Raw genomic sequence first — 13,988 nt, 5'->3', positions numbered from 1 at the left:
GCGGCTTATTTTGTTTTTAGGATTAGCTTTCGACAAAGCTTAAGGCGGTTTCAACCACTTCAATTCCTGCGCCTTGTTTAAACGCATTTTCGCTTAAATAGCGTCGCCATTGACGAGCACCTTTGCAATTTTGGAATGCGCCTAACATATGGCGGACGATATGATTAAGGTGTATGCCTTGGCTAAGTTGTCGCTCAATATAAGGAAGCATTGACTGTACCGCTTCATGAGCGGTAACAATTGGTGAGTTAGGATCAAATAAGGCTTGGTCAATTTGCCCAAGTAAACTTGGATTTTGATAGGCTTCTCGCCCAACCATCACGCCGTCTACATATTGCAAATGTTGCTGCATTTCCTCAATGGTTTTTATGCCGCCATTAATTGCGATAGTTAGATGTGGAAAATCACGTTTTAGTTGATACACCCGAGCATAATCTAATGGCGGAATTTCTCGATTTTCTTTAGGGCTTAACCCTGAAAGCCAAGCTTTTCGTGCGTGGATGATAAACTCTTGGCAACCTTTTTCTTGAACCTTTTCAATAAAATCACATAAAAATTCATAGCTGTCTAATTCATCAATGCCAATACGCGTTTTCACCGTGACTGGAATTTTGACCGTACTTTGCATTTGTTCTACACAGTCTGCTACCAAATCTGCTTTCGCCATTAAGCAAGCGCCAAACATCCCATTTTGTACGCGATCAGAAGGGCATCCTACATTAAGATTAATTTCGTGATAACCTCGTTCCTCAGCAAGTTTTGCACAATATTTGAGTTGTTTAGGATCGCTTCCTCCTAGCTGTAACGCAACGGGATTTTCTTGTAAATCAAAATCCAAGTGATCGTATTTGGCATGGATAATCGCAGGCGCTGTGACCATTTCAGTGTAAAGTAACGCATGCTTTGAAAATTGGCGATGAAAATAACGACAATGGCGTGTTGTCCAATCTAACATTGGCGCAACAGAAAAACGGCCGCGGTAAAAGTGCGGTAGATTTTGAGGCATTTTTATTTCTCTTATTCGGTTTTGCTGCGTAATTCTTCGGCTTGGCGAGCTTGCATTTGCTGGCGAAAACGGCCTGCAGCAAAGTGGTAAAATGGTTTTGGGCTAAATTGGCGCGAGATTATGGATGCAATAATGCTGGAAATCAAGAGCCCAATGAGAACGGGTTGTGCGCCCGTCATTTCCATTACAACAACACTGGCTGTAACTGGTGATTGTGTGCCACCAGCTAAAAACGCCGCCATACATAAAATCACTAAAAAACGTTGATCGATCATACCGCCACTGAGATCCCAAAGCATTGCGCCAATGCCTGCGCCTGTTGTCAATGATGGGGTAAAGATACCACCGGCAATACCATTCCAATAAGTGGTCACCGTTGCCAAAAGTTTAAGGATGCCAATTTCAGGCTCTATGGCTTGCCCTTCTAAAGCGCGCGCAACAACCTCATAGCCAGTACCATAAGTTTGTCCATGAGTGTAACTGCCGAGTGCGGCAAGCACTAAACCCAATAATAAAGCAATATAAATAGGATGTTGGCGAACCCAGCCTCGCCATTTTTCAGGTGATAATCCTGCGATACCTTTTGCTAATAATCGTCCAAATATGCCACCTAGAATGCCACAAACCACCCCACAAATTGCAAGCCAAAGATAGAGATAAGAAACAGATGTTGCTCCTTGATAACTTGGAAAATAAGGGCTGTTTCCTTGAATCGCGACAAGAATAAAACCAGCAGCTAATACCCCCATCAATACGCGTCGTTCCCAACGTAACATTACGCCACGTCCAAGTTCTTCAATCGCAAATATCACCCCAGCCAAAGGTGCATTAAAGGCAGCAGCAAGCCCACCTGCTGCACCTGTTGCAAGTAATTCATTGGTGCTTAATCCTCTAAACGCTAAATTATGTTTTCTACAATAATTTCCCCACGCAAGCATGACAGCTGCGCCAACTTGTACTGATGGACCTTCACGCCCAACTGATGCACCGATAAGCATAGCCAAAAAGGTAAGAGGAATTTTCCAAATAGTTTGGCTGAATTCAACTAATTTGGTTTTATAGCTACTATGAGGAAGATTAATTGATGCAATGACTTGCGGAATACCGCTTCCTCCAACATAGGGGGTATATTTTTTCGTAAACCAAGTCAGGCAAGCCATGCCTATGGGTAACACAAACCAAACTGCAATAGGATATTTAGATGACAAGTGAGCGTTTAGTTCTAGACCAAGATCGGATAATTTAGCAAAGCCAAATGAAAAGAGTGAGACAAATGTCGCACCTATAATTAGGCAGATAAATTCTAAACTTTTGTGGGAAATTCTGTGTGTTTGGCGTAGCTTTTTATGGAAGAAATAGCGTAAGTGAAATTTGAGCGAGCGTAGCATAATGATTGTAATTTAATACTAATTAAGTAGAAATTATAAAACTGTCATTTAGCTGGGGCAATTGGTTTGGCATTTTGAATAAAAAGTGTGGTTAATTTTGGAAGCGTTTTTTATGCATAACTAAAGATCCTTTCACGGATCTTTGGCGCTGTTTAATTATTGACAATAAACCTCAGAACGATTAAAATTCGCCGTCTATTTCTGTATGGAAGTAGATTTTTTGAACAACATTCTATTATTGAATAACATTTAAACTGGAGCTTTTTTAATGGCAACTATCAACCAGCTAGTACGCAAACCGCGTGTGAAAAAGGTTGTAAAAAGCAACGTTCCTGCATTAGAGGCTTGCCCGCAGAAACGTGGTGTATGTACTCGTGTATATACTACAACTCCTAAAAAACCAAACTCAGCGTTACGTAAAGTATGTCGTATCCGCTTAACTAACGGTTTTGAAGTAACTTCTTATATCGGTGGTGAAGGTCACAACCTTCAAGAGCACAGTGTTGTATTAATCCGTGGTGGTCGTGTTAAAGACTTACCGGGTGTGCGCTACCACACAGTACGCGGTGCATTAGACTGCGCAGGCGTTAAAGATCGTAAACAAGGTCGTTCTAAATACGGCGTTAAACGTCCTAAAGCTTAATGGTTCTCCGTTAAGTAAGGCCAAACGTCTAAATTAGCAAAACAATTTAAACCATAAACTCCAGTCAAAAAGCGCCTTGCGCTGCAAATTTTCTCAATGAGAAATATTGCTGATGGGTTTTGGATATCCTGAAGATTAAAATACGGAGAAATTCGCAATGCCACGTCGTCGTAGTGTTGAAGCACGCAAGATTCTTCCAGATCCGAAGTTCGGTTCAGAGTTACTTGCAAAATTTATTAATGTAATCATGGTAGACGGTAAAAAATCCGTTGCTGAATCAATCGTTTATGGTGCTTTAGAAACTTTAGCACAACGCACAGGTAAAGAGCCTTTAGAAGCGTTTGAAGTTGCACTTGAAAACGTACGTCCAACTGTTGAGGTTAAATCTCGCCGTGTTGGTGGTTCTACTTACCAAGTACCAGTTGAAGTGCGCCCTGTACGTCGTAACGCATTAGGTATGCGTTGGATCGTTGAAGCAGCACGTAAACGTGGTGATAAATCAATGGCTTTACGCCTTGCAAACGAATTATCTGATGCTTCAGATAATAAAGGTGCAGCAGTGAAAAAACGTGAAGACGTTCACCGCATGGCTGAAGCTAACAAAGCATTTGCTCACTACCGTTGGTAATAAGTTTTTGAATTTAAAGGGCTTCATCGTTGATGAAGCCTTACCCTTATATAAACTGATATTAAATAAACAAGGTTATAATAATGGCTCGTACAACCCCTATTGAAAGATATCGTAATATCGGTATCAGTGCGCACATTGATGCGGGTAAAACCACTACTACTGAGCGTATCTTATTCTATACTGGTGTTAGCCACAAAATCGGTGAAGTGCACGATGGTGCAGCAACGATGGACTGGATGGAACAAGAACAAGAGCGTGGTATCACCATTACCTCTGCGGCAACAACTGCATTCTGGTCTGGTATGTCACAACAATTCCCACAACATCGTATCAATGTTATCGATACTCCGGGACACGTGGATTTTACTGTTGAAGTAGAACGTTCTATGCGTGTTCTTGATGGTGCGGTAATGGTTTACTGTGCGGTTGGTGGTGTTCAACCACAATCTGAAACCGTATGGCGTCAAGCTAACAAATATGAAGTTCCGCGTATTGCGTTTGTAAACAAAATGGACCGTACTGGTGCTAACTTCTTACGTGTTGTTGAACAATTAAAAACTCGCTTAGGTGCTAATGCGGTTCCACTTCAACTTCCAATTGGTGCAGAAGAAAACTTCACAGGTGTAGTTGACCTGATCAAAATGAAAGCGATCAACTGGAATGAAGCTGACCAAGGTATGACTTTCACTTATGAAGATGTGCCTGCAAATATGCAAGCAGACTGTGAAGAATGGCGTCAAAACCTTGTAGAAGCCGCAGCTGAAGCGTCTGAAGAATTAATGGAGAAATACTTAGGCGGTGAAGACTTAACTGAAGAAGAAATTAAGTCTGCATTACGTCAGCGTGTATTAGCAAGTGAAATTATCTTAGTAACCTGTGGTTCTGCGTTCAAAAACAAAGGTGTTCAAGCTATGCTAGATGCCGTTGTTGAATATTTACCAGCGCCAACAGATATTCCAGCTATTAAAGGTATCAATCCAGATGAAACTGAAGGCGAACGTCATGCAAGTGATGAAGAACCATTCTCTTCATTAGCATTTAAAATTGCAACTGACCCGTTTGTAGGTAACTTAACCTTCTTCCGTGTATATTCTGGTGTTATTAATTCTGGTGACACAGTATTAAACTCTGTACGTCAAAAACGCGAACGTTTTGGTCGTATCGTACAGATGCACGCTAACAAACGTGAAGAAATTAAAGAAGTTCGTGCAGGTGACATTGCAGCTGCTATCGGCTTAAAAGATGTAACTACTGGTGATACATTATGTGCAATTGAAGCACCAATCATCCTTGAGCGTATGGAATTCCCAGAGCCAGTAATCTCTGTTGCGGTAGAACCAAAAACTAAAGCTGACCAAGAAAAAATGGGCTTAGCATTAGGTCGTTTAGCACAAGAAGACCCTTCATTCCGTGTTCACACTGATGAAGAATCTGGTGAAACCATTATTTCTGGTATGGGTGAGTTACACTTAGATATCATCGTTGACCGTATGAAACGTGAGTTTAAAGTGGAAGCTAACATCGGTAAACCACAAGTATCTTATCGTGAAACTATCCGCACTCGTGTTAATGATGTAGAAGGTAAACATGCAAAACAATCTGGTGGTCGTGGTCAATATGGTCACGTTGTTATTGACTTATATCCATTAGATCCAGAAGGCCCAGGTTACGAATTCGTAAATGAAATCAAAGGTGGTGTAATCCCTGGTGAATACATTCCTGCGGTTGATAAAGGTATCCAAGAACAGCTTAAATCTGGTCCATTAGCTGGTTACCCAGTAGTTGATCTTGGTGTACGTTTACACTTCGGTTCATACCATGATGTGGACTCATCTGAGTTAGCGTTTAAACTTGCTGCATCTTTAGCATTTAAAGCAGCATTCGCAAAAGCAAACCCAGTATTACTTGAGCCGATTATGAAAGTTGAAGTTGAAACTCCACCTGAATATGTTGGTGATGTAATTGGTGACTTAAGCCGTCGTCGTGCTATGGTGAACGGTCAAGAAGCGAATGAGTTCGTTGTTAAGATCGATGCTGAGGTTCCACTTTCAGAAATGTTCGGTTATGCAACAGACTTACGTTCACAAACTCAAGGTCGTGCATCATACTCAATGGAACCGTTAAAATATGCTGAAGCTCCAACAAGTGTTGCAGCTGCAGTAATTGAAGCGCGTAAAAAATAATTTTTTGTAACAATCCGCTCTATAAGTTGAATGGCTTATAGAGCATTTTCTAGGAAACTAAACAAATGTCTAAAGAAAAATTTGAACGTACAAAACCGCACGTAAACGTGGGTACAATCGGCCACGTTGACCACGGTAAAACAACTTTAACAGCAGCAATCACAACCGTATTAGCAAAACACTACGGTGGTGCAGCTCGCGCATTTGACCAAATCGATAACGCGCCAGAAGAAAAAGCGCGTGGTATCACCATCAACACTTCACACGTTGAGTACGATACAGCAACTCGTCACTACGCACACGTTGACTGTCCGGGACACGCCGACTATGTTAAAAACATGATTACTGGTGCGGCACAAATGGATGGTGCAATCTTAGTAGTAGCAGCAACTGATGGTCCTATGCCACAAACTCGTGAGCACATCTTATTAGGTCGCCAAGTAGGTGTACCTTACATCATCGTATTCTTAAACAAATGCGACATGGTAGATGACGAAGAGTTATTAGAATTAGTAGAAATGGAAGTTCGTGAACTTCTTTCTCAATATGACTTCCCAGGTGACGATACTCCAATCGTACGTGGTTCTGCATTACAAGCATTAAACGGCGTAGCAGAATGGGAAGAAAAAATCCTTGAGTTAGCAAACCACTTAGATACTTACATTCCTGAGCCAGAGCGTGCAATTGACCAACCGTTCCTTCTTCCAATCGAAGACGTGTTCTCAATCTCAGGTCGTGGTACAGTAGTAACAGGTCGTGTTGAGCGTGGTATCATCCGCACTGGTGATGAAGTTGAAATCGTTGGTATCAAACCAACAACTAAAACAACTGTAACTGGTGTTGAAATGTTCCGTAAATTACTTGACGAAGGTCGTGCAGGCGAGAACATTGGTGCATTATTACGTGGTACAAAACGTGAAGAAATCGAACGTGGTCAAGTATTAGCGAAACCAGGTTCAATCACTCCACACACTGATTTCGAATCAGAAGTTTACGTATTATCAAAAGATGAAGGTGGTCGTCACACTCCATTCTTCAAAGGTTACCGTCCACAGTTCTATTTCCGTACAACTGACGTAACTGGTACAATCGAGTTACCAGAAGGCGTGGAAATGGTAATGCCTGGTGATAACATCAAAATGACAGTAAGCTTAATCCACCCAATCGCGATGGACCAAGGTTTACGTTTCGCAATCCGTGAAGGTGGTCGTACAGTTGGTGCGGGCGTTGTAGCGAAAATCATCAAATAATAGATGTAGCGAAATAGTCTAAGAGACAAGTAAGAGAAAAGTGCGGTGAGTTTTCATCGCACTTTTTGTTTATGAGATATTAGATATATCTCTATAATATTTATAGTTATCAAGTTATATTTATCGGATTAGTATCTTATCTTTAATTGATTAAATAGGTCTTTTATTTCATCTAATGACAATGATCTAAATGCACCATTTTTTAAATTATTTATGGATAAATCGCCGATATTTACTCTTATTAGCCGTAAAGTAGGGAAACCAATATGGGCGGTCATTCTACGAACTTGACGATTACGCCCTTCACTGATTTTTATTTCTAGCCAACTTGTTGGAATATTTTTACGATCTCGGATGGGCGGATTTCGTTCCCATAGGTTAGGTTCGGAGATATGGCATACTTTGGCTGGGCTAGTTATGCCATCTTTAAGTTTTACGCCTTTTCTAAGTTGATCTAAAGTTTTTTCTTCGGGTATTCCTTCAATTTGTACCCAATAAGTTTTTTCTGTTTTAAATTGAGGATCTGCTAAGCGATGTTGTAGTTCGCCATTGTTAGTTAGAATCAATAATCCCTCACTATCTCTATCTAATCGTCCTGCTGCATAAACATTTGGAATAGAAATAAAATCTTTTAATGTGCGACGACCTTGCTCATCAGTAAATTGAGTAAGCACGTCAAAGGGTTTATTAAATACGATAACTTTCGTTTCTTTTAGTGAGATGAGTTTAAACTTTGACTTTTGCTTGAAAGTGCGGTGAAAATTATTCGAATTTTGTTTGATCTTATTTAAAGAGAAAGATGATGAATGTTTTTTCATTGCTTATTTCTCATACCAAATTCGGTTCACATAGAGAATTATTTTGCCAGAGGGCGTTTTTACATGGATTTCATCGTCAACGCTTTTACCGATTAAAGCACGCGCAACAGGAGAATCAATGGAGATCCAGTTTTTAGCAGGATCGAATTCATCACAACCGACTAGGCGATATTGCTTCACTTCTCCCTCTTCATTTTCTAGCTCAACCCACGCACCAAAAAACACTTTACCTTCTTGTTTAGGGCTGTAATCTACTATTTGTAGCACTTCTAGTCGTTTAGAAAGAAAACGTACTCGACGATCAATTTCACGTAAACGACGTTTTCCGTAAATATATTCTGCATTCTCACTGCGGTCACCAAGAGCAGCGGCATCTGAAACAGCTTGGGTAACTTTGGGACGTTCTTCTTTCCACAAAAACTTGAGTTCTTGATCAAGCTCATTCCAGCCTTGACGGGTAATATAATTTGATTTTGCCATAATAAAAATAAAAGAAAGTTTTTCGAATTATATTTGAGCCAACAGCCTAAAACCAGTATTCTATCCCCGTTTTTTCTCGAATCTTTTCATAACAAAGAAGTATGACAATGTTAAATCAACAAATTAGCCAAATTATTGCGGCAGAATTAACCGTTCAACCCCAACAAATCCTCGCTGCCATTCAATTATTAGATGATGGCAACACCATTCCATTTATCGCTCGTTATCGTAAAGAAGCCACAGGTGGTCTAGATGACACCCAACTTCGTCATTTTGAAACCCGTTTAATTTATTTGCGTGAATTAGAAGAACGTCGTCAAACCATTTTGAAATCCATTGAAGAGCAAGGGAAATTGACCGCTGAATTGCGCGATAAAATCCATGCGACACAAAGCAAAACTGAATTAGAAGATTTGTATTTACCATATAAACCAAAACGTCGCACCAAAGGCCAAATTGCCATTGAAGCTGGTCTTGAGCCATTGGCTGATTTACTTTGGAACGAGCCGAAAAATGATCCAGAATCAACCGCACTTTCCTTTGTTGATGCTGATAAAGGCGTGACAGACACCAAAGTAGCCCTTGATGGTGCACGCTATATTTTAATGGAGCGTTTTGCTGAAGATGCAGGTTTATTAGCGAAAGTCCGTGATTATTTAGCAAAAAATGCGGTTATCGTATCCAAAGTGATCGAAGGCAAAGAAACGGACGGCGCAAAATTCCAAGATTATTTCGACCACCAAGAATTATTGAAAAATGCGCCTTCTCACCGTGCATTAGCGATGTTCCGTGGACGTAATGAGGGCATTTTACAATTAAGCTTAAATGCTGATCCTGATGCGGAAGAGGGAAGTCGCCAAAGTTATTGTGAAGAAATTATTCGTGATTATTTAGATGTACGTTTTACAGGTCATCCTGCGGATAAATGGCGTGAGCAAGTGATTGCGTGGACATGGAAAATCAAAGTGTCGTTGCATTTAGAAACGGAATTAATGGCAAGTTTACGTGAAAAAGCGGAGGAAGAAGCTATTGATGTTTTCGCTCGAAATCTGACCGCACTTTTAATGGCGGCACCCGCTGGCGCGAAGAGCACCATGGGCTTGGACCCAGGCTTACGTACGGGGGTTAAAGTCGCAGTGGTGGATAACACAGGTAAATTATTAGATACCACCACCATTTATCCACACACGGGGCGTGAAGCTGAAGCGCAAGTGGCGATTTTCAGCTTAATCCGCAAACATAACGTAGAGTTAATTGCCATTGGTAATGGTACAGCTTCTCGTGAAACAGAACGTTTTGCGAAAGAAGTGATTAAAGAAATCAAAGAAAATAAACCTCAAACCGTTGTAGTGAGCGAAGCGGGCGCATCCGTTTATTCTGCTTCTGAATTTGCCGCAAATGAATTTCCGAATTTAGATGTATCTTTGCGTGGTGCGGTCTCTATCGCCCGTCGTTTACAAGATCCATTGGCAGAATTAGTGAAAATCGAACCGAAAGCCATTGGTGTGGGGCAATATCAACACGATGTAAACCAAACTCAACTTGCGCGTAAACTCGATGCGGTGGTGGAAGACTGTGTAAACGCGGTGGGTGTGGATTTGAATACGGCATCCGCGCCATTGCTCGCTCGTGTAGCTGGTATGACAAAAACCTTAGCGCAAAACATTGTGGAATACCGTGATGAAAATGGGCGTTTTGAAAGCCGTAGCGAATTGAAAAAAGTGCCACGTTTAGGGCCAAAAGCCTTTGAGCAATGTGCGGGCTTTATGCGTATTGCAGAAGGTAAAAATCCACTTGATGCTTCAGGCGTTCACCCAGAAGCTTATCCTGTTGTCGAAAAAATCTTGCAAGCCACCGCGCAATCTATCCAAGATTTAATGGGTAACGCTGGTGTGGTGCATCAACTTGACGCTAAACAATTCATTGATGAGCAATTTGGTTTACCAACGGTTCAAGATATTTTTAAAGAATTGGAAAAACCGGGTCGCGATCCACGCGGCGAGTTCAAAACGGCTGTATTCGCAGAAGGTGTGGAAGAAATCACCGATTTAAAACCAGGTATGATTTTAGAAGGTACGGTGACCAATGTGACCAACTTCGGCGCATTTGTGGATATCGGTGTTCACCAAGACGGTTTAGTACATATTTCATCATTAAGCGATAAATTCGTCGAAGATCCACATCAAGTGGTGAAAACTGGTGATATCGTAAAAGTAAAAGTGTTGGAAGTAGATGTGCCGCGTAAACGTATTGCGTTAACGATGCGATTAGATGAAAGTGCGGTCAAAAATGATAGCAAATCTGACCGTACTTTATCTGCAAGACCTCGTGGAAATACGCAGCGAGAGGAGCGTAGTTCAAGAGGTAATAATGCGATGGGCAATGCCTTTGCTGATGCGCTAAAAAATTGGAAAAAATAACAAGTTATAGGGCGAGATTATTCGCCCTTTTTTATATCTTTCCTTTCCCGAAAAGCATCGCCAAAACGGCGATTTTTTGCTATAATCCCACCCAATTTTTATTTACAAAAGAATGAGATAAATTATGTCAGAAACGACCAATGATAACTATGGTGCATCGAGCATTAAAGTATTAAAAGGCCTTGATGCGGTGCGTAAACGTCCAGGTATGTATATCGGTGATACTGATGATGGTACTGGTTTGCACCATATGGTATTTGAAGTGGTGGATAATGCCATTGATGAAGCCCTCGCTGGCCATTGTTCCGATATTATCGTGACAATTCATGATGATAATTCTGTATCGGTACAAGATGATGGGCGTGGTATTCCTGTGGATATTCACCCTGAAGAAGGCGTTTCTGCAGCAGAAGTTATCATGACCGTGCTTCACGCTGGCGGTAAATTTGACGATAACTCTTATAAAGTATCGGGCGGTTTACACGGTGTAGGTGTATCAGTGGTGAATGCGCTTTCTGATAAATTACAGTTAACCATTCGTCGTCAAGGTCACGTTCATGAGCAATTCTATCATTTAGGTGAGCCACAAGCGCCATTAACAGTGATTGGTGACACAGAGGCAACGGGGACAACGGTTCGTTTCTGGCCAAGCTCAGATATTTTTGCTATCACAACCTTTGATTACAAAATCTTAGCAAAACGCTTACGTGAGCTTTCTTTCTTGAACTCAGGCGTATCTATTCGTTTAATTGATAAACGTGATGGCTCTGAAGACCATTTCCATTACGAAGGCGGTATTCAAGCATTTGTAGAATACTTAAACAAAAATAAAAACCCAATTCATCCAAAACCATTTTATTTTACAGCTGAAAAAGATGGCATCGGTGTAGAAGTCGCCTTGCAGTGGAATGATGGTGTAAATGAAAACGTGTATTGCTTCACCAATAACATTCCTCAACGTGATGGCGGTACTCATCTTGCAGGTTTTCGAGGGGCTTTAACCCGTAGCTTAAATAGCTACATGGAAAACGAAGGTATGCTGAAAAAAGAAAAAGTGGCGACTTCAGGTGATGATGCACGTGAAGGTTTGGTGGCGATTATTTCAGTTAAAGTGCCTGATCCAAAATTCTCATCGCAAACTAAAGACAAACTCGTGTCTTCAGAAGTTAAAAGTGCGGTGGAATCTGCGATGAATGAAAAAATGCAGGAATATTTATTGGAAAATCCTGCAGATGCAAAAATCATTGTAAATCAAATTATTATGGCCGCTCGTGCGCGCGAAGCAGCACGCAAAGCTCGTGAAATGACGCGCCGTAAAGGGGCATTAGATATTGCAGGTTTACCGGGTAAACTTGCAGACTGCCAAGAAAAAGATCCTGCACTTTCTGAACTTTACTTGGTAGAGGGTGACTCTGCGGGTGGTTCTGCAAAAGTTGGTCGTGATCGTAAAACTCAAGCAATTTTGCCATTGAAAGGTAAAATCTTAAACGTAGAAAAAGCACGTTTTGACAAAATGTTGTCTTCCCAAGAGGTGGGAACATTGATTACTGCCTTAGGTTGCGGTATTGGTCGTGATGAATATAACCCTGATAAATTACGCTATCATCATATTATTATCATGACTGATGCTGATGTGGATGGTTCTCACATTCGTACGTTGCTTTTAACGTTCTTCTATCGTCAAATGCCTGAACTTATTGAACGTGGTTATGTTTACATTGCTCAGCCGCCACTTTATAAAGTGAAAAAAGGAAAACAAGAACGCTACATTAAAGATGCGGATGAAATGGAGCAATATGAATTAACGCTTGCGTTAGATGGCGCAGAATTACATATTAGCGCAAATGCACCGGCAATGAATGCCCTTGTATTTGAAAAATTGGTGGCAGAATATAACAGCGTACAAAAACTTATCGGTCGCTTAAGTCGCCATTATCCAGACCCTGTATTGCAAGGATTAATTTATCAGTCGCCAATTTCTGTTGAAATGATGAAAGACGAAAGTGCGGTTGAAAATTGGGGTAAATCTTTTGTTGAACAACTGACTGCAAAAGAAACAGAAGCGCATCAATATTCAGTACGTACACAATTTAATGCGGAACGCCAAGTGTATGAAGCGGTGATTACTGTTCGTAAACACGGTATTGATACAGATTATTTCTTGAATTTTGATTTTGTTCACGGCAACGAATACGCAAAAATTGTTTCTCTTAATAAACAGCTCAATGGTTTATTGGAAGAAGGCGCTTATGTTACTCGTGGTGAAAAAGTACAACCAGTGCGTAGCTTTGAACAAGCCGTTGAATGGCTGGTAAAAGAATCTCGTAAAGGCCTTGAAGTTCAACGTTATAAAGGACTTGGTGAAATGAACGCAGATCAACTTTGGGAAACTACAATGGATCCAAATTCACGTCGTATGTTGAAAGTTTCTATTAAGGATGCTGTTGCAGCGGATCAACTCTTCACGACCTTAATGGGAGATGAAGTTGAGCCACGCCGTGAGTTCATTGAGCTGAATGCGTTAAGAGCAAATTTAGATATTTAATCGAAATATAGTAAGAAAAATAACCATGCTTGTAAGATTAAGTGCGGTTATTTTTTTATTCAAAGTGATCTTGGTGTTTAAATTTTAGTAAATTACGTCTTTCTTGTTTATTTGGGTGACGATTAGGATGGGGCATAGATAATGCATTATTTTTACGAGCCCATGCTATTTCTTCACGTTTTTTTAGGCTTGTTTCAGTTTCTCGGTAAAGTAATTGTGCATCAGGTGCGCCACGACGTTGATCACTTAATGCAAGTACTTCAACTTCTTTTTCTTCATTCCCTTGGCGTAATTTTATTAATGCCCCTAGTTCTACAATTTTACTAACTTTAGCACTTTGTCCATTATAGTGTATTTTTCCCCCATCAATCATGGTTTTGGCGATAGTACGAGTTTTGTAAAAACGTGCTGCCCATAACCATTTATCTAAGCGGACACCTTCTTTGCTAGTCATGAATTTACCTTTGGGATTACGTTATTATTGAATAAGATAGTATCACAAATCTTATTTATTGCATTTTTATTAAATTAGGAAAGAGAAATACCGCTTAATTTAAATATTTTCTAATTGAATAAAGTTAAGATTAAAAGTACTTGAAAAAATATGCGTTTTTTGCGATTTTT

The 13,988-nt window shown here is 40.5% G+C and carries 11 protein-coding genes; 6 read left to right on the top strand and 5 right to left on the bottom strand.

Annotated features, from left to right (window positions below; translation table 11 throughout):
- Positions 1–22 precede the first annotated feature (22 nt).
- Together dusA and KP710_RS06995 are read right to left on the bottom strand one after the other, a co-directional pair.
- Positions 23–1,006, bottom strand: a complete 984-nt coding sequence (dusA, locus tag KP710_RS07000) for a tRNA dihydrouridine(20/20a) synthase DusA (protein ID WP_140449787.1) — start codon at positions 1,004–1,006, stop codon at positions 23–25.
- 11 nt (positions 1,007–1,017) lie between these two features.
- Positions 1,018–2,394 (bottom strand): chloride channel protein, encoded by a 1,377-nt coding sequence (locus tag KP710_RS06995; protein ID WP_181153744.1) that lies wholly within the window; start codon positions 2,392–2,394, stop codon positions 1,018–1,020.
- A 268-nt stretch (positions 2,395–2,662) separates the two neighbouring features.
- Here KP710_RS06995 and rpsL point away from each other — a divergent pair, with 268 nt between their 5' ends.
- The 4 genes from rpsL (at position 2,663) to tuf (ending at position 7,101) form a co-directional block, all read left to right on the top strand.
- On the top strand, positions 2,663–3,037 hold the full coding sequence (rpsL, locus tag KP710_RS06990; RefSeq protein ID WP_005543325.1) for a 30S ribosomal protein S12: 375 nt from the start codon (positions 2,663–2,665) through the stop codon (positions 3,035–3,037).
- Between the two features lie 157 nt (positions 3,038–3,194).
- Positions 3,195–3,665 (top strand): 30S ribosomal protein S7, encoded by a 471-nt coding sequence (rpsG, locus tag KP710_RS06985; protein WP_005626581.1) that lies wholly within the window; start codon positions 3,195–3,197, stop codon positions 3,663–3,665.
- Between the two features lie 83 nt (positions 3,666–3,748).
- Positions 3,749–5,851: an elongation factor G gene (gene fusA, locus KP710_RS06980; RefSeq protein WP_005643407.1), complete on the top strand. Its 2,103-nt coding sequence runs from the start codon at positions 3,749–3,751 to the stop codon at positions 5,849–5,851.
- A 65-nt stretch (positions 5,852–5,916) separates the two neighbouring features.
- Entirely contained in the window at positions 5,917–7,101 is a 1,185-nt protein-coding gene (gene tuf, locus KP710_RS06975) for an elongation factor Tu (protein ID WP_215771035.1), read from the top strand.
- Between the two features lie 128 nt (positions 7,102–7,229).
- Here the strand turns inward: tuf and KP710_RS06970 are convergent, their stop codons facing one another.
- Positions 7,230–7,919, bottom strand: a complete 690-nt coding sequence (locus KP710_RS06970; protein WP_065265527.1) for an rRNA large subunit pseudouridine synthase E — start codon at positions 7,917–7,919, stop codon at positions 7,230–7,232.
- A 3-nt stretch (positions 7,920–7,922) separates the two neighbouring features.
- Positions 7,923–8,399 (bottom strand): transcription elongation factor GreB, encoded by a 477-nt coding sequence (gene greB / locus KP710_RS06965; protein ID WP_048953387.1) that lies wholly within the window; start codon positions 8,397–8,399, stop codon positions 7,923–7,925.
- A 107-nt stretch (positions 8,400–8,506) separates the two neighbouring features.
- Between greB and KP710_RS06960 the strand changes: the two genes are divergently transcribed.
- Positions 8,507–10,819 carry a Tex family protein gene (locus KP710_RS06960; protein ID WP_215771054.1) on the top strand — a complete coding sequence of 771 codons (2,313 nt, stop codon included), beginning with the start codon at positions 8,507–8,509 and terminating at the stop codon, positions 10,817–10,819.
- Between the two features lie 124 nt (positions 10,820–10,943).
- Positions 10,944–13,364: a DNA topoisomerase (ATP-hydrolyzing) subunit B gene (gene gyrB / locus KP710_RS06955; RefSeq protein ID WP_215771034.1), complete on the top strand. Its 2,421-nt coding sequence runs from the start codon at positions 10,944–10,946 to the stop codon at positions 13,362–13,364.
- A 55-nt stretch (positions 13,365–13,419) separates the two neighbouring features.
- On the opposite strand, the gene hslR is transcribed toward gyrB, so the two are convergent.
- A complete protein-coding gene (gene hslR / locus KP710_RS06950; RefSeq protein ID WP_106013682.1) occupies positions 13,420–13,818 on the bottom strand; it encodes a ribosome-associated heat shock protein Hsp15 in 399 nt (132 codons plus the stop codon).
- Between the last annotated feature and the right edge of the window lie 170 nt (positions 13,819–13,988).

Source organism: Haemophilus sp. SZY H35 (assembly GCF_018829705.1).
Lineage (GTDB): Bacteria > Pseudomonadota > Gammaproteobacteria > Enterobacterales > Pasteurellaceae > Haemophilus > Haemophilus haemolyticus_K.
Note: the sequence above shows the minus strand (reverse complement) of the source record. Positions and strands in the feature narration are given on the sequence as shown.